Source organism: Staphylococcus sp. GDH8C109P (assembly GCF_017893405.1).
In the GTDB taxonomy this organism is placed as follows: domain Bacteria; phylum Bacillota; class Bacilli; order Staphylococcales; family Staphylococcaceae; genus Staphylococcus; species Staphylococcus cohnii.
The window spans coordinates 381,762-407,650 of record NZ_JAESMX010000009.1 but is presented as its reverse complement, the minus strand read 5'-3'; the positions used below and the strand labels follow the sequence as shown (position 1 = coordinate 407,650).

At 33.3% G+C, this 25,889-nt stretch carries 22 protein-coding genes and 1 riboswitch; of the genes, 13 read left to right on the top strand and 9 right to left on the bottom strand.

Translation table 11 applies throughout. The annotated features are described in order from the left end of the window. Nucleotides 1-270 precede the first annotated feature (270 nt). Both KA867_RS03775 and KA867_RS03770 read left to right on the top strand, forming a co-directional pair. A complete protein-coding gene (locus KA867_RS03775) occupies nucleotides 271-1,209 on the top strand; it encodes a nucleoside hydrolase (protein WP_210137064.1) in 939 nt (312 codons plus the stop codon). A gap of 373 nt (nucleotides 1,210-1,582) precedes the next feature. Next, the gene (locus KA867_RS03770) at nucleotides 1,583-2,158 is read left to right on the top strand and encodes a M23 family metallopeptidase (RefSeq protein WP_107385310.1); all 576 of its coding nucleotides are present in this window, start codon (nucleotides 1,583-1,585) and stop codon (nucleotides 2,156-2,158) included. Between the two features lie 120 nt (nucleotides 2,159-2,278). Here KA867_RS03770 and KA867_RS03765 read toward each other — a convergent pair whose 3' ends face one another. Continuing rightward, the gene (locus tag KA867_RS03765) at nucleotides 2,279-2,944 is read right to left on the bottom strand and encodes a DNA-3-methyladenine glycosylase family protein (protein WP_107385311.1); all 666 of its coding nucleotides are present in this window, start codon (nucleotides 2,942-2,944) and stop codon (nucleotides 2,279-2,281) included. 12 nt (nucleotides 2,945-2,956) lie between these two features. Next, nucleotides 2,957-3,310 (bottom strand): DUF488 domain-containing protein, encoded by a 354-nt coding sequence (locus KA867_RS03760; RefSeq protein ID WP_107385312.1) that lies wholly within the window; start codon nucleotides 3,308-3,310, stop codon nucleotides 2,957-2,959. A 131-nt stretch (nucleotides 3,311-3,441) separates the two neighbouring features. Between KA867_RS03760 and KA867_RS03755 the strand changes: the two genes are divergently transcribed. From KA867_RS03755 to KA867_RS03735, 5 genes are all read left to right on the top strand, one after another. After that, nucleotides 3,442-3,873: a 6-carboxytetrahydropterin synthase gene (locus KA867_RS03755; RefSeq protein ID WP_107385313.1), complete on the top strand. Its 432-nt coding sequence runs from the start codon at nucleotides 3,442-3,444 to the stop codon at nucleotides 3,871-3,873. 308 nt (nucleotides 3,874-4,181) lie between these two features. Then, complete coding sequence (locus tag KA867_RS03750; RefSeq protein WP_181187339.1) at nucleotides 4,182-5,225, top strand: PTS sugar transporter subunit IIC; 1,044 nt, start codon at nucleotides 4,182-4,184, stop codon at nucleotides 5,223-5,225. A 512-nt stretch (nucleotides 5,226-5,737) separates the two neighbouring features. Further along, entirely contained in the window at nucleotides 5,738-6,478 is a 741-nt protein-coding gene (locus KA867_RS03745) for an aggregation-promoting factor C-terminal-like domain-containing protein (RefSeq protein WP_107386263.1), read from the top strand. Between the two features lie 125 nt (nucleotides 6,479-6,603). Further along, nucleotides 6,604-6,716: riboswitch (SAM riboswitch) on the top strand. Between the two features lie 62 nt (nucleotides 6,717-6,778). Next, nucleotides 6,779-7,942, top strand: a complete 1,164-nt coding sequence (locus KA867_RS03740; protein ID WP_210137063.1) for an aminotransferase class I/II-fold pyridoxal phosphate-dependent enzyme — start codon at nucleotides 6,779-6,781, stop codon at nucleotides 7,940-7,942. Between the two features lie 14 nt (nucleotides 7,943-7,956). Further along, nucleotides 7,957-8,955, top strand: a complete 999-nt coding sequence (locus KA867_RS03735) for a D-lactate dehydrogenase (RefSeq protein WP_210137062.1) — start codon at nucleotides 7,957-7,959, stop codon at nucleotides 8,953-8,955. Nucleotides 8,956-9,023: 68 nt separating this feature from the next. On the opposite strand, the gene copZ is transcribed toward KA867_RS03735, so the two are convergent. The 3 genes from copZ to KA867_RS03720 form a co-directional block, all read right to left on the bottom strand. Continuing rightward, nucleotides 9,024-9,230, bottom strand: coding sequence for a copper chaperone CopZ (gene copZ / locus KA867_RS03730; RefSeq protein ID WP_210137061.1), 207 nt, complete (start codon nucleotides 9,228-9,230; stop codon nucleotides 9,024-9,026). Nucleotides 9,231-9,286: 56 nt separating this feature from the next. Continuing rightward, a complete protein-coding gene (locus tag KA867_RS03725; protein WP_210137060.1) occupies nucleotides 9,287-11,671 on the bottom strand; it encodes a heavy metal translocating P-type ATPase in 2,385 nt (794 codons plus the stop codon). Between the two features lie 176 nt (nucleotides 11,672-11,847). Then, nucleotides 11,848-13,299: a SulP family inorganic anion transporter gene (locus tag KA867_RS03720; protein ID WP_210137059.1), complete on the bottom strand. Its 1,452-nt coding sequence runs from the start codon at nucleotides 13,297-13,299 to the stop codon at nucleotides 11,848-11,850. Nucleotides 13,300-13,533: 234 nt separating this feature from the next. Between KA867_RS03720 and KA867_RS03715 the strand changes: the two genes are divergently transcribed. The 3 genes from KA867_RS03715 (at nucleotide 13,534) to KA867_RS03705 (ending at nucleotide 17,179) form a co-directional block, all read left to right on the top strand. Next, a complete protein-coding gene (locus tag KA867_RS03715) occupies nucleotides 13,534-14,295 on the top strand; it encodes an ABC transporter ATP-binding protein (RefSeq protein WP_107384336.1) in 762 nt (253 codons plus the stop codon). After that, on the top strand, nucleotides 14,285-16,156 hold the full coding sequence (locus KA867_RS03710; protein WP_210137058.1) for an FtsX-like permease family protein: 1,872 nt from the start codon (nucleotides 14,285-14,287) through the stop codon (nucleotides 16,154-16,156). Before KA867_RS03715 ends, KA867_RS03710 begins: the two co-directional genes overlap by 11 nt. A gap of 153 nt (nucleotides 16,157-16,309) precedes the next feature. Continuing rightward, nucleotides 16,310-17,179 (top strand): SDR family oxidoreductase, encoded by an 870-nt coding sequence (locus KA867_RS03705; protein WP_107384334.1) that lies wholly within the window; start codon nucleotides 16,310-16,312, stop codon nucleotides 17,177-17,179. A gap of 483 nt (nucleotides 17,180-17,662) precedes the next feature. Here KA867_RS03705 and KA867_RS03700 read toward each other — a convergent pair whose 3' ends face one another. Next, nucleotides 17,663-17,869 (bottom strand): hypothetical protein, encoded by a 207-nt coding sequence (locus tag KA867_RS03700; RefSeq protein ID WP_019469992.1) that lies wholly within the window; start codon nucleotides 17,867-17,869, stop codon nucleotides 17,663-17,665. A 139-nt stretch (nucleotides 17,870-18,008) separates the two neighbouring features. After that, the gene (locus tag KA867_RS03695) at nucleotides 18,009-19,430 is read right to left on the bottom strand and encodes an SLC13 family permease (protein ID WP_107386269.1); all 1,422 of its coding nucleotides are present in this window, start codon (nucleotides 19,428-19,430) and stop codon (nucleotides 18,009-18,011) included. Between the two features lie 153 nt (nucleotides 19,431-19,583). On the opposite strand from KA867_RS03695, the gene KA867_RS03690 reads away from it, so the two are divergent. From KA867_RS03690 to KA867_RS03680, 3 genes are all read left to right on the top strand, one after another. Beyond that, a complete protein-coding gene (locus KA867_RS03690) occupies nucleotides 19,584-20,780 on the top strand; it encodes a DUF819 family protein (RefSeq protein WP_107386270.1) in 1,197 nt (398 codons plus the stop codon). An 83-nt stretch (nucleotides 20,781-20,863) separates the two neighbouring features. Beyond that, on the top strand, nucleotides 20,864-21,415 hold the full coding sequence (locus KA867_RS03685; protein WP_210137057.1) for a sugar O-acetyltransferase: 552 nt from the start codon (nucleotides 20,864-20,866) through the stop codon (nucleotides 21,413-21,415). Nucleotides 21,416-21,805: 390 nt separating this feature from the next. Continuing rightward, nucleotides 21,806-22,822 carry a PTS sugar transporter subunit IIC gene (locus KA867_RS03680; protein ID WP_019469996.1) on the top strand — a complete coding sequence of 339 codons (1,017 nt, stop codon included), beginning with the start codon at nucleotides 21,806-21,808 and terminating at the stop codon, nucleotides 22,820-22,822. Between the two features lie 192 nt (nucleotides 22,823-23,014). Here KA867_RS03680 and KA867_RS03675 read toward each other — a convergent pair whose 3' ends face one another. Continuing rightward, the gene (locus KA867_RS03675; RefSeq protein ID WP_107384331.1) at nucleotides 23,015-23,800 is read right to left on the bottom strand and encodes a putative hydro-lyase; all 786 of its coding nucleotides are present in this window, start codon (nucleotides 23,798-23,800) and stop codon (nucleotides 23,015-23,017) included. A 225-nt stretch (nucleotides 23,801-24,025) separates the two neighbouring features. Further along, entirely contained in the window at nucleotides 24,026-25,717 is a 1,692-nt protein-coding gene (locus tag KA867_RS03670; RefSeq protein WP_107384330.1) for a BCCT family transporter, read from the bottom strand. Nucleotides 25,718-25,889: the final 172 nt, after the last annotated feature.

Sequence of the window (25,889 nt, the reverse complement as noted above, 5' to 3'; positions counted from 1 at the left end):
AGTTTTTTTTAATGCAGCAAACATAATTCATACAAAAAATGTGATATTTCTATAAAATTATGTGAATTTTCGGAAAATAAAAAGCAAAACCATTAGAAAAGTAGTATGATAAGTTTAACAGTAGTAAAAAAATAAAGCTTAATAAATGAAACAATGCCGTTGTAATTAGATTATTGATGTTAAATGATAAAATATTTACTACAAAATAATACTTAGATAAAATTGATTTTATTCATATTTAATATACATAAGACGATTGGAGTGTGTTAAATGACTAAAAAGATAATCATGGATTGTGATCCAGGTCATGATGATGCGATAGCATTAATTCTAGCAGGTGCGAAATATAGTACACTTGATATATTGGCCGTGACCACTGTAGCAGGAAACCAAGCAGTTGAAAAAAACACCAAAAATGCACTTAATGTATTAGAAGTTATGGGAAGACGAGATATTGAAGTATCTGTAGGTGCTTCGCGTCCACTCATAAAACCTGCTTCCTTCGCTTCGGAAATTCACGGCGATTCGGGATTAGATGGACCTAAATTACCTGAAGTGCCATCGTTGAAACCAACTCAATATCACGCTGCAGATGTAATTATTAAGACATTAAAACATAGCGCTGATCCTGTAACAATTGTTGCAACAGGTCCACTTACAAATGTTGCGACTGCATTAATCAAAGACCCTAGTATTGCTCAATCAATTGATTCTATTACAATTATGGGAGGTGGCACTTTCGGAAATTGGACGCCTACCGCTGAATTTAATATTTGGGTGGATGCAGAAGCTGCTAAACGAGTATTTGAAAGTGGTATTAACATAAATGTTTTTGGGTTAGATGTGACTCATCAGGTCTTAGCAACAGATGAAGTAATTCAAAGATTTAGTAGCATTGATAATAAAATATCTAAATTTGTTGTTGAACTACTAGAATTTTTCAAATCTACTTATAAAACACATTTTAATATGGATGGGGGTCCTATTCATGATGCGTGTACAATTTTATACTTATTGCAACCTGACTTATTTACTATGCAGCAGACACACATCGACATAGAACATCAAAGTTCGCTCACATACGGTACAATGTCAGTCGACTTAAATAATGTCACAAACAAAGAAAAAAATGCATATTTTGCTACGGCTGTAGATGTTGAACGTGTTTGGACTTTGATGGAACATATGTTAAAAAGTTATAACGTGTAAGCTGAATTATGGATAGCCATTATTCTCTAAATTTTGAAAATATTGATTTGTAACATTTGTAAGAGCTTAGAGATAAGTTTTTTTGAATTCTGTTAATACGATAAAGAAAAGTATGGAATATAAGTATTTGTCACTAAAAATAAACGTCAATTTCTAGCGCAGCAATATAGAAATTGACGTTTTCTTTATGTTAATGATATAAAATTTTCGTGTTTGACTTGAGTAAATCTATATTGCAAAAGTTGTTTTAATATTTTCATTACAGTTATTTAATACGAAAGTATGAGATGATTTTAAGTTGAATAATTAGCAAAATACAGATAAAAGCATTTATTATGATATTAATATCATAATTTAAAAGGTGAATCGGATAGTGAAAAATACATTTAAAACGATATTATTATTAGTTATTGTATTAGTGCCGTTAATACTATTATTAACAAATATAGATACTGTACAACGATATGTAAGAGAAAATTTAGTACAACAAAATGATGGAAATAAAGATAGTGGAAAGAAAGATAGAAGCATTTTTAATATAAGTAGAGAGACTGAATCTTTTGGTGATTATAAATATAATGACTTCGACGGTAAACACTATGGCATTGATTATGGCATAGCTAAAAACACGCCAGTAACTGCAGCGACAGATGGTAAAGTAACCAGAACTTTTGAAAATGATTTAGGTGGCAAAGTAGTGCAGATTATGGAAGAAGATGGTGTACATCATCAATGGTATATGCATTTAAATGAATTTAAAGTGGAACCTGGTGAAAAAGTTAAAGCTGGAAAAATCATTGCACTTTCTGGTAATACTGGTTCTCAAACTTCAGGGCCGCATCTACATTTTCAAAGAATGGAAGGTGGCGTTGGAAATGAGTATGCGGAAAACCCTAGAAAATTTATAGAATCGTTACCTAATGGTGAAGAGAGTCTGTATAAGAAATAATTGTTGAGAAAATGTATTATTCCATCCACGCTTTATCCTAATAATGCGATGTTACCGTAGTGATAGCGTAACGTAATATAGAATGATTTTAGTTATAATTAAAATATTAAGCTCAACGTATTACGAAGATGATTCGTCTAAAAGTGAGTCAATAGAGTCGTAATTTAATAAATTTTGATGAATTGCTTCCCATAAATAAAACGCCCCATATGAAGCATATGGATGCCATCGTTTTGCACATAGAGAGAGTTGTTTTTTTCTTTCAGCGTTTGAAGTTTGATAAAGCCATTGAGCAGCTCTCTGTAACCCCACATCAAAAATAGGCAGTATATTGTCACGCTTTAATGTAAATATTAAAAATATTTCTGATGTCCAACGACCAATACCTTTGACCTGTGTTAAAACTTGTTTTACAGTTTCATCATCTAATTCATGTAAATTAGTAAAATCGAGTTTATTTTGTTCTATATGCACTAGCAAATTTTGAATGTAGTTTATTTTAGTTTTAGAAAGACCTATGTGTTTCATTTGTGCTTCAGATAAATTTAACACCGATGCAACACCCCATTGATTGTGGATTGCTTCCGAAAATCTTTGGAAAATTGCTGAAGCGGCAGTATTGGTAATTTGCTGTCCAATGATAGAACGAATTAACGATTTTAGCGGATTAGGGCGCAGTGTTATTTCTACATTGCCAATTTGTCTTATAAGTTTTGCAAGGGTCTCGTCTTGGCGCATGAGTGTCTGGACAGGTGAATCATTTATGTCGATATGCCATTGAGCCATCATATTCACACCTTATTGTAATAATTGTTGTAGCACAACCGCTTGATTATGTTTTTCATCTTTTGCACCATAAAGTAAAATGACATCTTGTTTACTGTTAGCAACTATATCTTGTAATTCATTAAAAGCTTCTTTTTGATCGTTATTTTCCCGCAATTCTTTCTCGTATTTTTCTTTAAATGCAGCGTAAAGTTGAGGATCGTGATTAAACCATTTTCTTAATTCAGATGTTGGTGCAATGTTTTTTAGCCAATGATCTAAATTAGCTTGGTCTTTTGAGATTCCTCGTGGCCAAACGCGGTCTACAAGTATGCGTACGCCTTCTTTAAGTGGTTTTTCATAAATACGTTGTATTTGAATAGTCATAAAAAGCTCCTTTACTCTTAATAATTCAATTATTTTTCTATAGCCTAAAATGTAATATTAAAAACATTAGAACTCATATATTGTAACTTAAAGGGTATAGATAAATATAATGTTGAAAAGGAGATTTTAATATGACAAATTTTGATCAAGTTCAACCACCTGAACAATTTAAATATCGCAGTAATGCAGTACTTATTAAAAATTATTATGAATTTACTTGTGATAATCGAATATATTTTAGTCAAACAGCGCACAAAGATTTAGCCAATCAACACTATAAGTTCAATATTGAAATTTTATCTAAAATAAACGATACTGGATTGGCATTAGATTTTAATGAAGTCGATAAAATATATAATAAACAAATCGCAACTTATTTGGATGGTCAACTCGTTAATGAAACATTACCATCTATGAATACAACAGCCGAAAATATTGCCTTTTGGATATGGGAGCAATTTGAGCAACACTTGCCAGAAGAAAACACACTTCAAAAACTAGAATTTTTTGAGAATGCAACGCAAGGTCTCGTATTGACGCGTGAATTGATGGAAGCAAAATAAAATGTTTTTAACAATATGATTTAACAAACACGACGTGCGTATTGGAACATAACAATTACTTTCGACATTAGCGCTAAATATTATTTTAAAAAGCAATGAAAGTCTACGGATAGACAAGTTCATTAAAAAGCAATGGACGTCTATCCGTTTTTTTTTTTGCAATTTTTGTGTTTAGTGGACATAAGGAATGAATTGGAAATTGTAATGATATGATTAACTGTATTTTTTATATAAAGTATACAAAATAAATATTCTGAAAATTGCGATAATATGGTATATTTTATTTATCACAACATAGGAGGCACACAATGATCAAAGTAAGTCCGAAACAATTTATTAATAATGTATTATCTGGCGTAGCAATTGCAATTGTTGCTGGGCTCATACCTAATGCTATTTTAGGTGAGGTATTTAAACTTTTAGCGCCGAAATATGCTGTTTTTGAATCTTTACTACAGGTTGTTTTAGGTATTCAATTTACAGTTCCACTATTGGTAGGAGCTTTGATTGCAATGCGCTTTAGTTTAACGCCTTTAGCGACAGCTGTAGTTGCTAGTTCGGCTTTTGTCGGAAGTGGTGTGGCACAATTTAAAGATGGTGTGTGGGTACTTGCCGGCGTGGGAGATTTGATTAATACAATGATAACAGCAGCAGTTGCGGTATTTTTAATATTGGTAATCGGTGAACGTTTTGGTAGTCTAACATTGATTATTTTACCGACAATCGTTGGTGTTATTTCAGGTTTGGTTGGTTTGACGTTATTGCCATACATACAATTAATTACGACTGGTATTGGTAACTTAGTTAATACATTTACAGAATTACAACCCATAATTATGTCAATGCTTATTGCACTTGTCTTTAGTTTTATAATCATTTCACCAATTTCTACAGTGGCTACAGCACTAGCCATTGGTATTAGTGGTTTAGCAGCAGGTTCAGCCTCATTAGGCATTGTAGCATGTGAAGGTGTTCTCGTCGCAGGTACGATGAAAATAAACAGATCAGGCGTACCTATTACAATATTTTTAGGTGGTGTTAAAATGATGATTCCCAATATGGTTCGACACCCTATTATTTTATTACCCATCTTCACCAATGCGATTATCACTGGATTTTTTGGCGCGTTGTTAGGTATTGCTGGTACCAAAGAATCTGCTGGTTTTGGTATTATTGGGTTGGTAGGTCCCATCAGCGCATTTAAACATATGGAAGCCCCATTACTACTTAATCTATTATATGTATTTATCGCATTTTTTGTCGTTCCGTTTATGATAGGTTTCTTAATTCATATATTCTATATGAAAGTTTTGAAATTATATGATAAAGAAGTATTTAAGTTCCTAGCATAAAATAAGTGAAGATATAGATTTGCTTATTGTAATATATTAAAAATGCGCATTATCAATATATAAGTAAAAAGATTAAAAAGGCCTCAAATCAAAGGCCTTTTTAATTTTGCACAAAATAATTTGCAAGTATGACCCCAATATATAAAAAATGTATCGAAATATATTGTTACAGTTATGTAACAATAAGGTTGTTTGTAATTTTTCAGACTATATAAAAAATGAAGCAAATCAAGAGATAACATTCTTTTATATCAATAATTATAAATAATAAAAGCAAAATTGATTATTTGAGAATGTTGTATAAAGCAATTACAAAAGATTGCAATGTTACAAATCAGAATAATTTTTGTAAAGTTTTGTTATGTAAGTGTAATATGATTGATAAAAATATATGGTATATTAACTATGGTCAAAAAACAAAACATAAAATTTAAAGAATTTTAGCAAATACGACAAAAAAATTATCGAAAATATATTTTATTAAAAATTAAATTTGGAGGATTTATTTTATTATGAAAAAATCAATTTTAGCTTCATCATTAGCAGTAGCATTAGGCGTAACAGGATATGCAGCAGCATCTGACAACAATCAAGCTCACGCTTCAGAACAAAACATCGACAAAGCACATTTAGCAGAATTAGCATTAAATGGTTCAGCTGAATTAGATCAAAAACCATTACACGCTGGTGCATATAACTACAATTTTGTACTAGGTGGTAACGAGTTTACTTTTACATCTGACGGTAACACATGGTCATGGGAATACCATGCAGTTGGTGCGCAAGCTTCAACACCTAATACTACACAAGATGTAAGTTCAGAAGTAAGTGTCAACACAAATGAAAAATCAGCAAGTGAAGTACGTTCACAACAATCATATACTGCTCCAGCAGCAGTAGAAGCACCAAAAGCTTCAGCAACTACAAATGTTAAAACAGCACAAACAAGTGCAGCTACGCAAACATATAAAACAGCTCAAGCATCTGCGGCTTCAACTGGTGGATCAGTTAAAGCACAATTCTTAGCTGCTGGTGGATCAGAAGCTATGTGGAATTCAATTGTAATGCCTGAATCAAGTGGTAATCCAAATGCGGTTAACCCAGCAGGATATAGAGGCTTAGGTCAAACTAAGGAATCATGGGGTACTGGTTCAGTAGCTGATCAAACTAAAGGTATGTTAAACTACGCTAAACAACGTTACGGTTCTGAAGCAGCAGCGTTAGAATTCCGTAAAAACCACGGTTGGTGGTAAAATCTATAGCACTGAACGTGTTGTGTTTGGTGATATAGATAAGAGTGACTCGCTTGAGTCACTCTTTTTTTATATTGACATGTTAGAATATTCTGATAAAATTAATATTAATTTAATTATAAAGTGACTTATCCAGAGAAGTGGAGGGACTTGACCCGTTGAAACTTCAGCAACAGACTTATCTATAATCATAAGTACTGTGCTACATTCAACAAGTGGAATACTTGATAGATAAGTGTCATGTGAGAGCTATATGTCACTTATGAGGCATATAGTTTTTTATTTTAAGGAGGACTTTTAATGGTAATATCAGATCGGTTATCACAAATTCCGGATAGTTACTTTGGTAAAACGATGGGACGTAAAATAGAGCCCGGGCCATTACCGTTGATTAATATGGCCGTAGGTATACCTGATGGCGCAACGCCTAAAGGTATCCTTGATTGCTACGCAGAAGCCATCTATAAACCTGAAAATCAAAAATACGTCGCTTTTCATGGGAAAGAAACATTCAAACAAGCAATCGTCGATTTTTATAAAAGACAATATGATGTTGAATTAGATAAGGATGAAGAAGTCTGTATTCTATATGGTACGAAAAACGGCTTAGTCGCTTTGCCTACATGTATCGTTAATCCGGGTGAAAATGTGCTGCTTCCCGATCCAGGTTATACAGATTATTTAGCAGGTGTATTGTTGGCAGATGCTAAGCCACAACCACTTGTGTTAAAGCCACCTTATTATTTACCACAATGGCATATGATAGATAAAGACGTCTTATTGAATACACGCTTAGTTTATCTAACTTATCCAAATAACCCTACAGGTTCAGTTGCTACAAAAGATGTATTTGATAAAGCAATTGCACAATTTCAAGGCACAAAAACTAAAATTGTTCATGATTTTGCCTACAGTGCATTTGGCTTTGATTATAAAAATCCAAGTATTTTACAATCAAAGGGTGCTAAAGACTTAGCAATAGAAGTGTTTTCTTTATCAAAAGGATATAATATGTCAGGTTTTAGAGTTGGTTTTGCTGTAGGGAATAAAGATATGATACAAGCATTGAAAAAATATCAAACACATACGCATGCTGGTATGTTTGGTGCACTGCAAGATGCGGCTACATTTGCTTTAAATCATTATGATGATTTCCTTGTGAGTCAAAATGAAATATTTAAAGTCCGAAGAGGTAAGTTTACAGCTAAATTGAATGAAGCAGGTATCCCTTTTGAACCGATGAATGGTGGCATATTTTTATGGTTAAAAACACCTAAACATTATGATGGTGAAACTTTTGAAACATATTTATTAAAAGAAAAGTCCATTTTAGTTGCTCCAGGTATTCCATTTGGTGAACATGGGCAGAACTATGTACGTATTTCATTAGCAGTGGATGATGATAGCTTAATGGAAGCGGCAGAACGCATTCAATTATTAAAACATTTATATGAAGCAGAATAGGAGTGAAATGATCAATGAAAAGCATTAAACTTTTTGGTGTCAGAGAAGAAGATATCCCTTTTATTAATGAATGGTCAGAAAAACATCAGGTGAAAGTAGATTTAGATAGTGACATATTATCTTTGGAAACAGTAGATCGTGTTAAAGGTTTTGATGGGGTATCGTTGTCACAACAAATTGAATTAGATGAAGTAGTGTATCAGAAATTACATGATTATGGTATTAAGCAAATTGCTCAGAGAAGTGCTGGCTTTGATAGTTATAATCTTGAGTTAGCTAAGCAATATGAACTAGTTATAACCAATGTACCTTCTTATTCTCCGCATTCTATCGCTGAATATACTGTGTCTCAAGCATTAAATTTAATTAGAAATTTTAATGATATACAAAATAAAACTGCAGCATATGATTTTAGATGGCAACCGAGTATTTTGTCACGTTCTATAAAAGATTTAAAAGTTGCAGTTATTGGTACAGGTCGTATTGGTTCTATTGTAGGTAAGATTTTTGCAGAAGGTTTTGGTTCAGAAGTAGTAGCATATGATATTGAACCTCAAGTCTCATGTGAAGCGTATTTAACATATAAAGAAAGTATGAGTGAGGCGATTAAAGATGCAGATATTGTAACTGTACATATTCCAGCGACAAAGGAAAATACATATTTGTTTAATGAGGCAGTATTTACAGAAATGAAAACAGGTGCCGTGTTTATTAATTGTGCGCGCGGTACGATTGTTGATACAAAAGCCCTTATAGATGCATTAAATAGTGGGAAAATAATAGGTGCAGCATTAGATACTTATGAAGGTGAGAAAGGGCTATTCCCAAGTGATCAACGCAATACACAATTAGATGATGCAATATTAATTGAATTGATAGAACGACAAGATGTCATTCTATCTCCACATATTGCTTTTTATACAGATGCAGCTGTAAAAAATCTTATTGTAGATGCGCTAGATGCAACATTAGAGGTAATATATACTGGTGATAGTAAGCTTCGTGTTAATTAAATATGTAATATAAAAATAGGGCTAAGACGTTTGATTTCGTCTCAGCCCTCATTTTTTGAATGTGCAGGTTATTTAGCATCATAGCCTTGATCTTCGATAGCATCTTTCATGCTTGTCATTGTAACTTTATTATCGTCAAAATCAACTTCAACATTACCAGCATCAAGGTTCACATCAGCCGTTGATACGCCATCTAGATTTGTAAGTGCAGATTCTACTGCCTGTTTACAATGATCACAGCTCATGCCATCAACTTTAATTGTTTCTGTTGTCATAGGAATCACCTCCTTAAATCAAGGATGTTTATTATTATTATTATTACAAAGTTGCGTTATAATTTCATTCGTTTTAATCTGAGTGAATTTGTTACCACACTTACTGAGCTTAATGCCATTGCTGCGCCAGCTACCCAAGGTGCAAGTAAACCTAAAGCTGCGATAGGAATACCAGCAACGTTATAGCCGAATGCCCAAAATAAGTTTTGTCTGATATTACTTATCGTTGAATTACTGGTTTTGATTGCTTTAGGAATTAATAATAATTCTCCGCCTAAAATTGTAACATCAGCTGCCTCTATTGCTACTTCTGTACCTGTTCCAATAGCAATACCGATATCTGCTTGAACTAGTGCTGGTGCGTCATTAACGCCATCTCCAACCATAGCAACAATTTTATCATTATCTTGAAGTTCTTTGATTTTTGAAGCTTTTTCTTCTGGTAATACTTCTGCAATTACAGCGTCTATACCTACTTGTTTAGCAATTGCTTGTGCTGTTCGCGCGTTATCTCCTGTAAGCATTGTTACGGAAATACCTAATTCGTGCAATTGTTGAATCGCTTCATTGGCAGAATCTTTGACTGTATCGGCGACGGCAATCACACCTTGTAGTGTTTGATTAATAGCAATGAGCATTGCTGTTTTACCTTCGTATTCATATTTGACTAAATTATCTTCATACTTTGAAACATCAATATGAGCATCTTTCATGAATTTACGTGTGCCGACTAATACGTCTTGGTTATGAATCATTGCTTGAATACCGTGTCCTGGCACTGCTTCGAAAGATGTTGTTTCTAATAAATCGATGCCTTTATCATTTGCATAACTGACGATTGCTTCAGCTAGTGGATGTTCAGAATCTTTTTCTGCACTAGCTAAAAGTTGTAGTGTTTCATCATTACCATCAAAGTCCGTCACAATTGGTTTACCGTTTGTGATAGTTCCTGTTTTATCAAGAACGACTGTATCAATTTGGTGTGTACGTTCTATGTGCTCGCCACCTTTAAATAAAATACCATTTTCAGCAGCCTTGCCAGTGCCCACCATAATTGAAGTAGGTGTTGCGAGACCTAATGCACATGGACAAGCTATCACTAATACAGCGATTGCTGCTACAAGTGCAGGTTCGAATTGACCAGTTTGGGCAAAAGCAATCCAAATGATAAATGTGAGTATAGCAATACCTACGACAATAGGGACAAAGTAGCCAGAAATCGTATCAGCTAAACGCTGTATAGGTGCTTTTGAACCTTGAGCATCTTCGACTACTTTAATAATAGAAGATAAAGCAGTGTCTTTTCCTACTTTCGTTGCTTCTATTGTAATGGTACCATTTTTATTCATTGTTGATCCTATCACATTATCGTTTAATGTTTTTTCAACAGGGATAGATTCACCAGTTAACATAGATTCGTCTATCGCAGTCATACCTTTGATTACTTGTCCGTCTACTGGTATTTTTTCTCCTGGTTTTACTTGGATATAATCTCCGACAACAACTTCACTTAGTGGCACCATTTGTTCTTTGCCATTTCTGATTATACGTGCTTCTTTTGCTTGTAAACTTAACAATTCGCTTAAAGCATTTGTAGTTTGTGTTTTGGCACGGCTTTCTAAATATTTACCGAATAAGATAAGTGTTATTAATACAGCACTCGTTTCAAAATACAGATGAGGTGTATCATTTGTATGGTTCAACCATTTTATCATTTCATAAATACTATAAAAGAATGCGGCACTCGTACCTAACGCGACTAATACATCCATATTGGCTGAACCATTTCGCAGATTTTTATAAGCACCTACATAGAACTGCCAACCAATAATAAATTGAACAGGTGTAGCTAATATGAATTGAAACCAGGGATTCATTAAGAAACTAGGTAATGGTAGTCCGAATAAATGGATAAACATCGTCAATAGTAAAGGTAAAGAAAGTATGGCTGAAACAATTAATTTGTTTCGCTTTCCTTTTAACTCTTGTGCTTTTCGTGAATTTTTTTCTGAAGGAGCTGCTTTGGTTTTTGCATCATAGCCGATGTTTTGTATTTTTTTTATCAACTCATCTATAGATGTCACTTCTGGATTATAATTAATCGTTGCATTTTCGGTTGTGAGGTTGACGTTTGCTTGTTCAACACCGTCAGTGCGGTTAAGTACTTTTTCAATACGATTTGAACATGCGGCGCAAGTCATACCCATGACATCTAAATCAGCTTTTTCAGTGACAACATCATAACCTGTATCTTTAATTTTTTGAGTTAAAGCATCTAGTGAAGTATTATCTGAATTATATTCAATCGTTGCTTTCTCAGTTGTAACATTGACATTTGCTTTGACATCTTCCATTTTATTTAAATTCTTTTCGATGCGGTTCGCACATGCAGCACAAGTCATACCTGTAATACCTAATGTCGTTTTTTTGTTGTTATCCATCTCAGTGAATGCCTCCTTTTGCTTCATAGATTTATAATGAATCGTTATTTGTATGTCATCTGTTAAATTTAATATACCCCCTGTAGGTATAAAAGTCAATGTGTTTGTTTGGAATAAAATAAGCTAACATCAGTATGTATGTAACAAGTGATGTTAGCTTATGATTTAAATCAAAGTTATATTAGATGCTGCTGATTAACTTTGCTGAGTTCAGAAACAATTTTACGGCTGTCTTTATTAAGATGTTGTACATAAATCATATTGTTTTTCTTTTTATAATTTTCTATCAAGGTATCTACTGCATTAACAGCTGAATCATCCCATAAATGTGCTTGGCTAAAATCGAGATAAATTGTTTTATCGCTTATTTCTAAATCTAATTGGTTCATTAAGGAATCGATAGATACAAAGAAAATTTGACCTTCAATTTTATAATAGATGTGATGATCGCGTTCCTCATTTTGAACAGAGACATTGGATATCTTTGTAGCAAAACATAATGCACTGACAATAACGCCAACGATGACGCCGAGCGCTAGGTTACTTGTGAACAATACGATAACTACCGTTAGCATCATCACAAATGCATCAGAACGTGGGGCTTTTTGTATAAATTTAAACGATTGCCAATTAAATGTACCTACAGAAACCATCACCATAATGCCGGCCAAAATTGGCATTGGAATTTCAACAACCCAGTCACCAAAGACCATAATCAAGATGATTAAAAACACACCCGCTGTAAATGTGGAAAGACGTGTGGTTGCACCTGAACGCACATTAATAACCGATTGCCCAATCATAGCACAACCACCCATTGCACCGAAAAAGCCTGTGATAAAGTTTGCGATACCTTGTCCACGAGCTTCTTGGTTTTTATTACTATAACTATCAGTCGCTTGATCGACGATGCGTGACGTTAATAAACTTTCTATAAGACCTACAATTGCCATTGATATGGAATATGGGAATATAATTTTAAAAGTTTCCATGTTAAATGGTACATCGGGGATTAATAAATGCGGTAAACTTTTTTTGATTTCGCCTAAATCTCCAACTGTTTTAACATCTACACCAGTAACTAAATAGACGATCGTTAATACGACGATAGCAATTAATGGTGCAGGTATACGATTGAACACACGAGGTAATAAATAAATAATTAATAATGTGATGATTACAAATAAATATGTAGGTAATGAAATACCAAAGATATGTTTAAGTTGTGTCATAAATATCATTATAGCTAGTGCATTCACAAACCCAATCATCACAGAGTTTGGAATGAATTTCATCAGTCTACCTATTTTTAATAGACCAAAGATGATTTGAATGATGCCCATTAAAATGGTTGCAGCAAGTAAATATTGTATACCATGATCGCGTACTAATGGCACAATGACTAAAGCGACAGCACCTGTAGCGGCGGATATCATTGCGGGTCTACCTCCAACAAATGAAATGACGACAGCGATGATAAATGATGCATATAAACCGACCATTGGATCTACCCCTGCAATAATAGAGAATGAAATTGCTTCAGGAATTAATGCAAGTGCCACAACAATGCCTGCTAATATATTTGTTCCTGGTGCAGTGAGCCATTCTCTCTTTAATTTATTTAGCATAATTTGTGCTCCTTTATTAAAAGTCAATTTTAATAGTATAGCACATAGCATAAAAAAAGTTTATAGTACTTTATAACAAAAAAATTCAAAAATTATAATTTATTACGAAATAAAAATGTGACAGTTTTGTTATTTGAAATTATGTATTTGTTAGTAAAATCAAACGAGGAAATTAAATAAATTCGCTATGATAAAAATATAAATAAAAGTAAAGTGATTGAAGGAGTGTAATACATGTCTATTCTAAAAGTTGAAGGATTAACGAAAAATTATGGCAATAAACATAGAAAGCAAGAAGTACTAAAAGGTATAGATTTTACAATTGAAAAAGGTGAATTTGTAACAATCATGGGACCATCAGGTTCTGGTAAAACGACATTACTTAATGTGATCAGTTCCATTGATTATATAACGAGTGGTACAGTGGAAATTAATGGTCATCAAATTAATAAAATGAGTAATAAAGCATTAGCAGACTTCCGTAAAAAAGAAATAGGTTTTATTTTCCAAAATTATAGTGTACTTAATACATTAACTGTTAAAGAAAATATTATGTTACCACTATCTATTCAAAAATTATCTAAACAAGAAAAAGAACAAAATTATGACGAAGTTACTCAAGCATTAGGTATTAGTGAATTGGGTCATAAATATCCAAATGAAATATCTGGAGGACAACAACAACGTACTGCTGCAGCAAGAGCTTCAGTACATAAACCAGCTATTATTTTTGCGGATGAACCAACAGGTGCGTTAGATTCAAAAAGTGCACAAGATCTATTGAACCGTTTGGAAGAGTTAAACCAAAAAACAAATGCTACTATCGTTATGGTCACACACGATCCCGTTGCAGCAAGTTATTCAAATCGTGTCATCATGCTGAAAGATGGGGATATACATTCTGAAATATACCAAGGTGAGGATAGCAATCAAGCATTTTATAAAAATATCATTCACATGCAAACTGCCTTAGGTGGTGTGACAAATGAATTTTAATCAAATCGTCATCAAGAATTTAAGGAAAAATATTAGACATTATGCCATGTATTTATTTTCCTTAATTGTCAGTATCGTTTTATACTTTAGTTTTGTAACTTTAAAATACACTGACAGTATTAATAATGAACAATCATTAAAGACAATTCAAAAAGGTTCAGAAATTGGGGCAGTATTTTTATTCTTTATTATTGTTATATTTTTAATGTATGCGAATCAACTTTTTATTAAACGTAGAACAAGTGAATTTGCACTGTATCAATTGATTGGTTTAACAAGAAATAACATCATGAGAATGTTAGTCATTGAGCAAGCGATGATGCTGTTATTAACGAGTGTGATTGGCATGCTTATAGGTATATTTGGTTCGAAATTACTGTTGATGATTGTGCTCAAAGTATTAGACATTAATATGAGCGTATCATTAGCGTTTCAATTGCCAGCTGTAATGCAAACATTGATGCTTATTGTTGTGTCATTTATACTCATACTAATACAAAGTTTTATATTTTTACGTAAACGCAGTATTTTAATGATGATGAATGACAATGCACGCACGGAAGCAACCAAGTCTCAAATTACTGTGATGGAAATTATTTTTGGTGTATTAGGTATTGTGATGATTGGTGTTGGCTATTATATCTCTACAGAAATGTTTGGGAAGTTCATCAATATGATCGTCTATTCGCCATTTATCATTTTATTGTTAACGGTATTAGGTGCATATTTATTTTTCCGCAGTTCTGTTTCACTTATATTTAAAACGTTAAAACGTTCAAAAAGAGGTAACGTGTCAATCACTGATGTAGTGTTTACATCATCTATCATGCATAGAATGAAGAAAAATGCCTTATCATTAACTATTATTGCAACTATTTCAGCAGTAACCGTAACAGTATTATGCTTTGGTGCGATTAGTAAATCAACGATGGATGAAAATACAGAGTTAATGGCACCCCATGATTTAAATTTTACAGATAGTAAACAAGCAAAACAATTTGAAAGTAAATTAAAACAAGCAGATATAGATGTGACAAAAGATTATAAAGAAGTAGTGCGTGGTGACATATTAAAAGATCAAGTATTTCAAAAATCCAATATGGGGCGCATGGATAGCTTATTTGTAACGAGTAACCAATACTTTAACGATAAAGCAGTGACTGGAAATAAAGCGAAATTGATTAATTTAGCAGCCGGTAATGGAATAGTAAAATATGACTTAAATAAAGAGATTCAGTTGAAGAATAGCGATAAAGAAACATTTAAGGTAATTGGTGATAGTAGCAAAGCGACATTTATGAGTGAAATAAGTTATGGCGGTCCCGTATTACTCGTGAGCTCTGACAAATATGAGGAAATTAAACAGGGCAGTAATGAGACAAATAAGCAATATGGTTATGATTTGAAACATCATACGGATTTGACTAAAGCAACGAAAATTGCACAATCGATTGAACCAAGCATCCAATCACAAGGTATGATAAAACAAGAAATGAACGAGAGTGTCGGTATTTTATTATTTGTAACTTCATTTTTAGTGGCAGCAGGATGTATCATCTATATTAAACAAATGGACGAAACTGAAGATGAAATACCGAGTTTTCGTATTTTAAGAAAAATTGGTTATACGCATCAAGATATGTTGAAAGGACTAGGCTTAAAAGTTATTTTCAACTTTGGCTTACCTTTAGTTGTATCACTGATGCATGCATATTTTGCAGCAAAAGCTTTTATGGGACTCTATAATGCAACGAGTATGACACCTGTTTATATTGTCATGATTGTATATTCAATTGTGTATTGTATATTTGCAATTATGTCTTTTATACATTCAAGTCGAATAGTAAAACACTCAATTTAAACAATATAAAATTTAATAAATCATTTTAAATAAAATGCTGTGGATTAAGTTATGAACATATGACGTTATTCACAGCATTTTTTAAATATGTTTGTTGTTGTCTATTTGTGGTATGTAGTACACGATAGAATTATTACACATGGGGGTATAATGATGAATTTATTAGAATTTCATAAGCAAATTAAAGGATATACACAAAATAAACAACCAGGTATCCAAAAAGATATGGATCCACAACCTATAACGGAAATGGAAGGATATAAAAGTGGTGGCAAATTAACAGGTAAAGTTGCTCTAATTACTGGTGGTGATTCTGGTATTGGACGTTCTGTAGCGATGTTATTTGCAAAAGAAGGGGCGAACGTTGCCATTGGTTACTATGATGAACATGAGGATGCTCAAAAAGTAGTGGATGATTTGAGAAAGATAGGCGTGAAAGCTAAAGCTTATGCACATGATTTAAAGGTAGTATCAGAATCTCAAAAATTAATTGATCAAGTGGTTAAAGATTTTGATGGCTTAAATATTTTAGTGAATAATGGTGGTGTTCAATTTCCGCAAGATAGTTTTCAAGAAATTACGCCAGAGCAAGTGAAAGAAACGTTTGAAACTAATATTTTTGGCATGATGTTTTTATCTCAAGCAGCAGCGCCTCATTTAAAAAACGGTGATGCCATTATCAATACTACTAGTGTTACCGCTTATAGAGGATCAGCGCATCTCATAGATTATTCAGCAACTAAAGGGGCAATCGTTGCGTTTACGAGATCATTAGCGACGAGTCTGATAGAACAAGGCGTACGCGTAAATGCTGTTGCACCTGGCCCTATATATACACCTTTAATACCTGCTACATTTTCAGATGAAAAAGTAGCACATCAAGGTGGAGAAACACCTATGGGTCGTCGTGGACAACCTGCAGAACTTGCACCATCATACGTATTTTTAGCGTCTTATGCAGATAGTTCTTACATTACAGGACAAGTCATTCATGTAAATGGTGGTGATTATATTACTTCTTAAGCATAGTTGGCATCTTAGCTATGATGGTTTAACGTAATAATATATTTTTCTATAACATTGATTGCAAAGCTTACACCATTAAATTAGTGATGCATGTATGACGTTCTCTCTTTTAACAAAATTGAAAATATGTAATTAGGCATTATCATTTGATATTCCATAAAGATATACACTTTGATAGTGCTTTCTAGTTATTTTAATAAAAAACACTTTCATATAAATTCATTTAATAACATGAATTTAATGAAAGTGTTTCGTTATATTTTATAGTGATTGTAAAACCATATGAAAAATGAAAGTAGTTTTGCAATATGTGTAAAGTCTTTTAAAGTTGAGCGTGAATTGTTCATATGATATTTAACATAGAATGTTTTGATCTAGCCATGTTTTGAAAGTTGATAGACTACATGAGCAGATAAATCTAAAAGGCATTCCTTTTATTTATAACTAAGGTATCAAGTTTGATGCATACGTTCTAAACTGCTAAAAGAAATCTGAAGGAATGAAGTCATCGACATTTATATTTTTCAAAGAGTCAAAGTTAACATTTTCAATATTTTGTAGTATTTCTCCTTCTTTAAATTGTTGATAATAATTTGTAGTTTCTGCTACGATATCGTGATCTTGAAATGTTTTTACAACACCTAATATCAAGAGGACAGCTATTGCACCTTTGATGATTGTTTTCATAAGTAATGACTCCTTTTAATGATGATACATATATTATATATGAAAATTCAGAATGTGACATGCGTCCATAGTATTTATATATCATCGTACCTTAGTTGTATACGACGTACTTATGAAAATATATAATCATCGACTGTAATTAGAGACCAAAAGCAATCGGTAACCAGAAATAAACAAATAATGATATGACAATAATAGTGAATAAATTTAATATAAATCCAGCTTTTACCATATCTTTCATTTCTAATTCATCAGAACTGAATACAGCTGCATTTGGTGGTGTTGAAATGGGCAACATGAAAGCGCAAGTCGAAGATACTGCAACGATACCCATAATTATGAAAGGGTCTTGGCTGATAGCTGCAGCAAAACCAATACTGATTGGCATTAACATATTTGATACAGCCGTATTAGACATCACTTCAGTAAGGAATAAGATCCCAGTTGTAAGCACGATAACAATTAAAATGAGGGGTAAAGGTTTTACAACACCCAGCATACCTCCAAACCATTTTGTTAGACCAGAGTCTTCAAAAGCAGCAGCTAATGAAAGCCCTCCACCAAACAATAGTAAAATTCCCCAAGGGAGCTTGCTCATATCATCCCAAATAAGTAATCCACCTTTGTGAGACTTAGCAGGAATTAAAAATAAGAGCACTGCGCCTGTCATTGAAATAATGGTATCAGATAAGTGGAGACTAGCTGGAAGAAGACTACCACTGATCCATAAGACACTGACAAATAGAAATACAACACCGGTTAATTTTTCTTCTAAACTCATGGGTCCTAAATCACGTAATGCTTTTTTGGCAAAGTCAGAAGAAATTTTATCTGCATCTTCAATTTTAAAGAGCCATTTTGTCATTAACAAGTATAATATGATAAGCAATATAATTGTTAAAGGTAAAGCAAAAATCATCCATTGTGCAAAAGAAACTGTTCTATTTAAGCTTGAAGCAGCGATTGCTGCAAACACTGCATTTGGTACTGAACCAATTAAAGTTGCGAGACCACCAATAGAAGCGGAATAAGCGACTGTAAGTAATAATGCTTTACTGAATTTATGTGCTGACTCTGGTTTTAAAAATTGTGCGCTTTGAATTTCATGTATTAAAGCTAATGCAATAGGTAGCATCATTAAAGCTGTTGCAGCATTAGAAATCCACATCGATATAAATGCTGTTGCAATCATGGTACCTAAAATAATACGATTGCTATTAGATCCCATCATAGCGATAATCGTCATTGCAATACGTTTATGTAAGTCCCATTTTTCAATTGCCAAAGCAATGATGAAACCACCCATATACATAAAGACTATCGGATCAGCATAAGCGCTTGCAGCCACTTGCTCATCTGTTCCACCACTTAAAGGTAATAGAATGAGTGGAATGAGCGACGTTGCTGGAATAGGAATCGCTTCTGTAATCCACCATGTGGCAACAAATAGTGTTACAGCAAGTACAGCCCTAGGAGCGTCATCTAGACCAGTAAGTCCAGGAATAAAATAAAATATCAAGAAAAGCAACGGTCCTAGGATCAAACCAATTTTTTGTTTCATAAAAAATCCCCCTTGTTTGTACCCTTGCATTAGTTAGAATATCAATTTGGAAAAGTAATGACAATTTATTTTTCAGAAAATTGTAAAAAAAGAGTGGTTTATTGTTAGAATAAGTTTAAACTTGTGCATTTGAGATATAAAGGGAGTGATTTTATGATATTGGGTACACTGGTAGGTAAAGATGATACATGGGTATTGTGGGCAATTATTATAGTGTGGGCAACAGTAAGTATCTTTTTAGAACAACGCTATCAATGGGCAAGTACGATATCAGGGGCGATTATTGCACTGGTAGGCGCGATGATACTTTCTAACTTTAAAGTTATACCGACGAGTGCGCCAGTTTATGATACGGTGTGGGATTATATTGTTCCTTTATCTATACCATTACTACTTTTTAGTGCGAATATATTAAAAATTTGGAAAGAAAGTCGACGATTGTTGTTTATTTTTTTAATTGCATCAGTAGGGACCATGATTGGAACAACTGTAGCTTTTATCATATTAAATCATTCAGTACCTTATTTATCTAAAATAGGTGCAATGATGACTGGAAGCTACATTGGTGGTGGCGTAAATTTTGCTGCTTTGAGTTCCAAATTAAAAACACCTGGAGAAATGGTTTCATCCACAGTTGTCGCAGATAATAGTGTAATGGCATTATATTTTCTGCTATTAATTGCGATTCCATCGATACCGTTTATTAAAAAACACTTTAATACACATTATAAAAGTGATCATTCACCAGCATCGCAAGCATCATTTTGGCAACCTAAAAAAATTCAATTATTAGATATTGCATTTTCAATCGCTGCAGCGATCGCAATTGTTGCAATCAGTTTTAAACTTTCTGAATTCATACAACAAGTCGTACCTCAAAGTAATTTGGTCTTAACTATACTTGTGTCATTTTTTGGAGATTTCTATCTTTTGCTTACAACTTTAACGCTTGTCATTGTTGCCATTTGGGGAGATTTCTTTGAAAAATTAGCAGGTGCTTCTGAAATTGGAACATTTTTAATTTATATTTTCTTTGTTGTCATAGGTACACCGGCTTCATTTGTTACAATTGTTAAAACGGCACCGCTGTTATTTATCTTTGTAATGATTATTTTAATATTTAACTTAGGGATAAGCTTGTTGTTAGGCAAGTTGTTAAAATTCAATATAGAAGAGATATTATTAGCAAGTAATGCAACCGCTGGAGGGCCCACTACTGCAGCAGCATTAGCGATAGGTAAAGGTTGGACTGATTTAGTCGGACCTATATTAATTGTAGGCACATTAGGTTATGTGATTGGTAATTATGCTGGAACGTTAATGTACCAATGGCTTTCTTATATCGCTTAGTGAAAAGGCATTTATTTAGAAATATCACGACGAGATGATATAGTTAATCTGATAAATTAGTGAAGACGAGTGAGGGATGAAATTTGAGTGAAAAAGAAAAAATGTTAGCTGGACAATGGTATGATGCAAATTTGGACAAAGAAAGAAATATAGCAAAAGATTTATGCTTTGAATTAAACCAAACTAAACCCAGTAATAAAGAGAGACGCCAAACAATTTTGAAAGCATTGTTACATGCTGAACCACATCACTTAGAATTATTAAGTCCATTTTATGTTGATTATGGTTATAACCTTTTTTTAGGTGAGCAGGTGTTTATTAATCATGACTGTTATTTCATGGATGGTGGTAAAATCTTCGTGGGCAATCATGTATTTATTGGACCGAAATGTGGTTTTTACACTGCGATACATCCCTTAGACTATCAAGTTAGAAACCAAGGATTGGAACAAGCGCTACCAATACATATAGGAGATAATGTTTGGATTGGCGCAAATGTTATAGTTTTACCTGGAGTTACAATTGGTAATGGCACAGTTATTGGCGCTGGAAGTATTGTATCTAAAGATATTCCAGAGAATGTAGTTGCAATAGGTTCACCGGCAAAACCAATAAAAACGATTGATAACAACTAAGCGACTTTATGAGCTTAAATTATATATTGAACTTTTTTAATAGGAGTTAGTAACATGAATCAACGTTTGCAACGGATGATGTTACTGCTCCTTTTTATTTGCTACAAGATAAATAAAATACTATTGTGTGAAATTTTAAAACAAATTAAATTTGTTTTAAAAAATGTTCCGCGGAGCTTAAATAGAAAATAATAAAATTGTTCGGAATATAATGAAAATTTGTGTTAGAATGTATAAATATGGAAATTGAAAAGTTTATATTTTGTTAATTACAAATAATTTAATATTTATTTGTTGCAAGTAGCTTTAGCATCCATATATAGAAAGGATTGAACTATTTATTTCACAAGTTTAAAGAGTGAGTAGTTCAAAGAAAGAGGAGAATTATTCATGGACATTTTAATAGGAACCTTGTTTTTAATCGTTGTTTTAGTGTTATTTACATTATTTACATATCGTGCTCCTAATGGCATGCGTGCGATGGGAGCATTAGCCAATGCAGCGATAGCAACATTTTTAGTAGAAGCTTTTCATAAATATGTTGGCGGAGATCTATTTGGCATTAAATTTTTAGGAGATCTTGGTGATGCTGCTGGTGGACTAGGCGGCGTGGCAGCTGCAGGTTTAGTTGCTTTAGCAATAGGTGTTTCACCTGTTTATGCTTTGGTTATTGCAGCGGCTTGTGGTGGTTTAGATTTAATACCAGGGTTTGTTGCTGGTTATGCAATTGGTTATTTAATGAAGTTTGCAGAACATAAAGTGCCAGACGGCATAGATTTAATAGTAGGCATTTTGATTATAGCGCCACTAGCAAGGTTAGTAGCTACTGTAATCACGCCATTAGTAAATAATTCATTATTGAAAATTGGAGACATTATCCAAAGTTCCACAGAAATTAACCCGATTATTATGGGGCTTATACTTGGTGGCGTCATTACAGTAGTTGGGACAGCACCATTAAGTTCCATGGCGTTGACTGCATTATTAGGTTTAACCGGAATGCCAATGGCAATTGCGGCAATGGTTTCATTTGCGTCATCTTTCATTAATGGTACGATGTTTAATAAACTAAAACTTGGAGATCGCAAATCTAGAATTGCGGTTTGTATTGAACCATTATCACAAGCAGATGTTGTATCTGCAAATCCAGTGCCCGTTTATACTGCCAACTTTATTGGGGGAGCTTTAGCAGGTGCGGTTATAGCAACATCTGGTATGATTAATGATGCTACAGGTACAGCTACACCGCTCGCAGGTTTCCTTGTTATGTTCGGTTTCAATAACCCGATAAAAATCATTATATATGGTGCTATTGTAGGTATTATAGGTTTAATCGTAGGTTATGTTTGTTCTGTTTGGTTTAAAAATTATCCAGTCGTTTCGAAAGAAGAGATAGAAGCACGATAATACTGAGTAATAGATAAACGATATGAAAGATCAATTTAAAACCATCGTATGTATTTTACACTTAACATAAAGTCAATTATATAAATGAAAAAGTAGCAAAATGGCATCCATCAATATTAAATGGATGCCATTTTGCTGTGTTTTTATTTTTATAACATTAAAAATATGTGTTTAAACAAGTTCAAGTTTATATTAATTACTTAGCTGACTATCTGGGACATCAGTGATAAACATATGTCCAGGTGCATGTGTAATCATCAATTCTGGCTTAGCATCTAACGCAACAGATTGTGGAGTAACTCCACAGCCCCAAAATACAGGGACTTCATTTTCTTTAATCGTGACAGGCTCGCCAAAATCAGGGTTTGTTATGTTTTCGATGCCAATTTCTGATGGATTACCTATATGAATTGGCGTACCGTGAACATTTTTAAAATGGGTTGTAATTTCTGTTGCTTTTATAGCTTGTTGCATGGTCATCGGCCTCATACTTACAGTGATATTTCCTGAGAAATGACCACTTGATGCGGCTGGAATATTTGTTATATACATTGGAACATTGTGCTCTTCTTCAATGTGACGAATTGGTAAACCAGCATCCAACAAAGCATGCTCAAAAGTAAAACTGCAGCCAATCAAAAAACTCACCATGTCATCATTAAATAAATGAGCTATGTCAGTAGGAGACTCCACTAATTCTCCATAACGGTATACTTTATATTGTGCTACTTCATTTGTGATGTTAGCATCTTTACCATAAGTAGGAAAAGAAGTTGATCCTATTTCTGATACATCTAAAAGCGGACATGTCTTAGGATTTCTAAAACAGAATTTTAAAAAATCATATGCATAGGCAGAGGGTAATATGACTACATTGGCTTGGACATAACCTTTAGCCATTCCACTTGTATGACCAGTGAGTTCACCTTTACTTATCATTTTTCTTAAAGTACTCGGGTGTTGGTTTTGTAAATTCATTATGTGTTCATCCCCTTAAATTAGCTTCTTAGATATATTTTAGCAAAAATCAACATATAAGTAGTACAAATTGTTCGGAATATTTAGAAAAAATAAAAACAGACGTAGTATTGAAATCGAAATATCGTTAATTTCAATACTACGCCGCTATCCAGTTGAGATTTTTTAAACACGTATAAACATTAATGATTGAGCTAGTTTGATAATTTCGAACAACATGGTCAATTAATCATCTTTGTCTTTGGTATCTGCATCATGATTTTTATTTTTCGCAGCATTGTGATTTGATTCATTTTCTTCTACTGAAGCATCAGCATCAGTTTCTAAATCATTTGTTTCACGTTCTTCTAGCGGTATAGAATAATCTTTATCATCATTGATGTAAGTCATTTTAAAGTGTTCAGTTGGTTCTCTTCTTAATGCGCGCATTAAAGAAAAAATCATGAGTAATAAAATAATTGAGAATGGTAGACCTGTAACAACAGATGCAGTTTGTAAACTTGTCAAACCGCCTGCAATTGTCATAGAAACAGATATAGCACCAATTAATATCCCCCAAATAATTTTATGTTTGATTTTAGGGTTGGCGATCCCACCAGTTGCCATACCTGCAACAATATGTGTGGTAGAATCAGCGCTCGTGATGATAAATATAAAGATGAGTGCAATTGCTAATGCACTTGTGATGTCAGCGATAGGAAACTTGGATAATAATTCAAAAAGTGCAACAGTATAATCCTTGTCGACAATGTTTGCAATGTTGTCGTTACCATTTAATGCTATTTTCACTGCTGTACCACCAAATCCAGCTATCCAAGTAAACGAAATTAAAGGTGGTATAATTAATACACCAACGACGAATTCTCTAATCGTTCTTCCACGAGATACCCGAGCTACGAAACCTCCTATAAATGGCGACCATGAAATAACCCATGCCCAATAGAAAACAGTCCATTGTTGTATCCAGCTATTATCGCCAGTATAAGGGCTGATACGTAAACTATATTCAATAAAATGACGTAAATAATCACCTATTGCTAATGTATAAGATTCTAAAATAAATTTAAAATCACCAAAAATAAACATGAAGATAAGTAATATTGCACCTAAGCCAATATTGATATTACTTAACCATTTTACCCCTCTATTTAAGCCAGTAATTGCTGACGTTAAAAAGATACCTACCATTAAAATAGTGATTGATATTTTAGTGACATTATTGTTAGGGACATTAAAGACATGTTGAAGACCTCCACTAATTTGCATAATACCTAAGCCAATAGATGTGGCTATCCCCATTACTGTAGCTATGATTGCTAATACATCTATTATATTTCTATATGGTCGTTTATAAGATTCACCAAATACAGGTTCCATTGCGGTTGAAATAAGACCATCACGTTTTTTTCTAAATTGGAAGTACGCCACTGTTAAACCGGCAATTGCGAAAATAGACCATTGAGAAATACCCCAATGGAAAAAAGTATAGCCCATAGCAACACGAGCGGATTCTGCAGAGGCGTCAGGCGTTTTACCAGGAAATGGCGAATGTAAATAATGGGTTAATGGTTCTGCTACACCCCAAAATACAATGCCGACACCCAAACCTGCAGAAAAGAGCATTCCAATCCAAGACATCATAGAAAATTCAGGCTCTTCATTATCGTCACCCAATTTAAAACGACCGTAACGTGAAATGGCTAAAGCAATTAAAAATATATCTAAAATAAAAATAATTACTAAAAATAGCCACCCAAAACTATTTGCTATATAATCGTAGACTTGTTGTGCATGACTCCCAAAATTTTTAGGGAAAATACCTGCTATTAATGTGATAAGTACAATAATTGCAACAGATATCATATAAACAAGATTTCTATGTTTTTTCTTTCTGGCGTGTGCATTCTTGTCATTCATAATAGTATTAAATCATCCCTTTGTTTTAATTTATATTAAGAAATTACCCTAATGCAATGACACTATTCATTGAAAATTCTGATAAAAATTATTATATTGATTAAGTTGCATGATTCATATTTTTATGGGTATAGAAAATATGAAAATTTATAAATTGCTAAGGAGGTTGCGT

Bases quoted from the DNA above. Each gene is read 5' to 3' on its own strand.
- KA867_RS03775 (WP_210137064.1), top strand. From the start codon at position 271: ATGACTAAAAAGATAATCATGGATTGTGATCCAGGTCATGATGATGCG.
- KA867_RS03765 (WP_107385311.1), bottom strand. From the start codon at position 2,944: ATGGCTCAATGGCATATCGACATAAATGATTCACCTGTCCAGACACTC.
- KA867_RS03760 (WP_107385312.1), bottom strand. From the start codon at position 3,310: ATGACTATTCAAATACAACGTATTTATGAAAAACCACTTAAAGAAGGC.
- KA867_RS03755 (WP_107385313.1), top strand. From the start codon at position 3,442: ATGACAAATTTTGATCAAGTTCAACCACCTGAACAATTTAAATATCGC.
- KA867_RS03750 (WP_181187339.1), top strand. From the start codon at position 4,182: ATGATCAAAGTAAGTCCGAAACAATTTATTAATAATGTATTATCTGGC.
- KA867_RS03745 (WP_107386263.1), top strand. From the start codon at position 5,738: ATGAAAAAATCAATTTTAGCTTCATCATTAGCAGTAGCATTAGGCGTA.
- KA867_RS03740 (WP_210137063.1), top strand. From the start codon at position 6,779: ATGGTAATATCAGATCGGTTATCACAAATTCCGGATAGTTACTTTGGT.
- KA867_RS03735 (WP_210137062.1), top strand. From the start codon at position 7,957: ATGAAAAGCATTAAACTTTTTGGTGTCAGAGAAGAAGATATCCCTTTT.
- copZ (WP_210137061.1), bottom strand. From the start codon at position 9,230: ATGACAACAGAAACAATTAAAGTTGATGGCATGAGCTGTGATCATTGT.
- KA867_RS03725 (WP_210137060.1), bottom strand. From the start codon at position 11,671: ATGGATAACAACAAAAAAACGACATTAGGTATTACAGGTATGACTTGT.
- KA867_RS03720 (WP_210137059.1), bottom strand. From the start codon at position 13,299: ATGCTAAATAAATTAAAGAGAGAATGGCTCACTGCACCAGGAACAAAT.
- KA867_RS03715 (WP_107384336.1), top strand. From the start codon at position 13,534: ATGTCTATTCTAAAAGTTGAAGGATTAACGAAAAATTATGGCAATAAA.
- KA867_RS03710 (WP_210137058.1), top strand. From the start codon at position 14,285: ATGAATTTTAATCAAATCGTCATCAAGAATTTAAGGAAAAATATTAGA.
- KA867_RS03705 (WP_107384334.1), top strand. From the start codon at position 16,310: ATGAATTTATTAGAATTTCATAAGCAAATTAAAGGATATACACAAAAT.
- KA867_RS03700 (WP_019469992.1), bottom strand. From the start codon at position 17,869: ATGAAAACAATCATCAAAGGTGCAATAGCTGTCCTCTTGATATTAGGT.
- KA867_RS03695 (WP_107386269.1), bottom strand. From the start codon at position 19,430: ATGAAACAAAAAATTGGTTTGATCCTAGGACCGTTGCTTTTCTTGATA.
- KA867_RS03690 (WP_107386270.1), top strand. From the start codon at position 19,584: ATGATATTGGGTACACTGGTAGGTAAAGATGATACATGGGTATTGTGG.
- KA867_RS03680 (WP_019469996.1), top strand. From the start codon at position 21,806: ATGGACATTTTAATAGGAACCTTGTTTTTAATCGTTGTTTTAGTGTTA.
- KA867_RS03675 (WP_107384331.1), bottom strand. From the start codon at position 23,800: ATGAATTTACAAAACCAACACCCGAGTACTTTAAGAAAAATGATAAGT.
- KA867_RS03670 (WP_107384330.1), bottom strand. From the start codon at position 25,717: ATGAATGACAAGAATGCACACGCCAGAAAGAAAAAACATAGAAATCTT.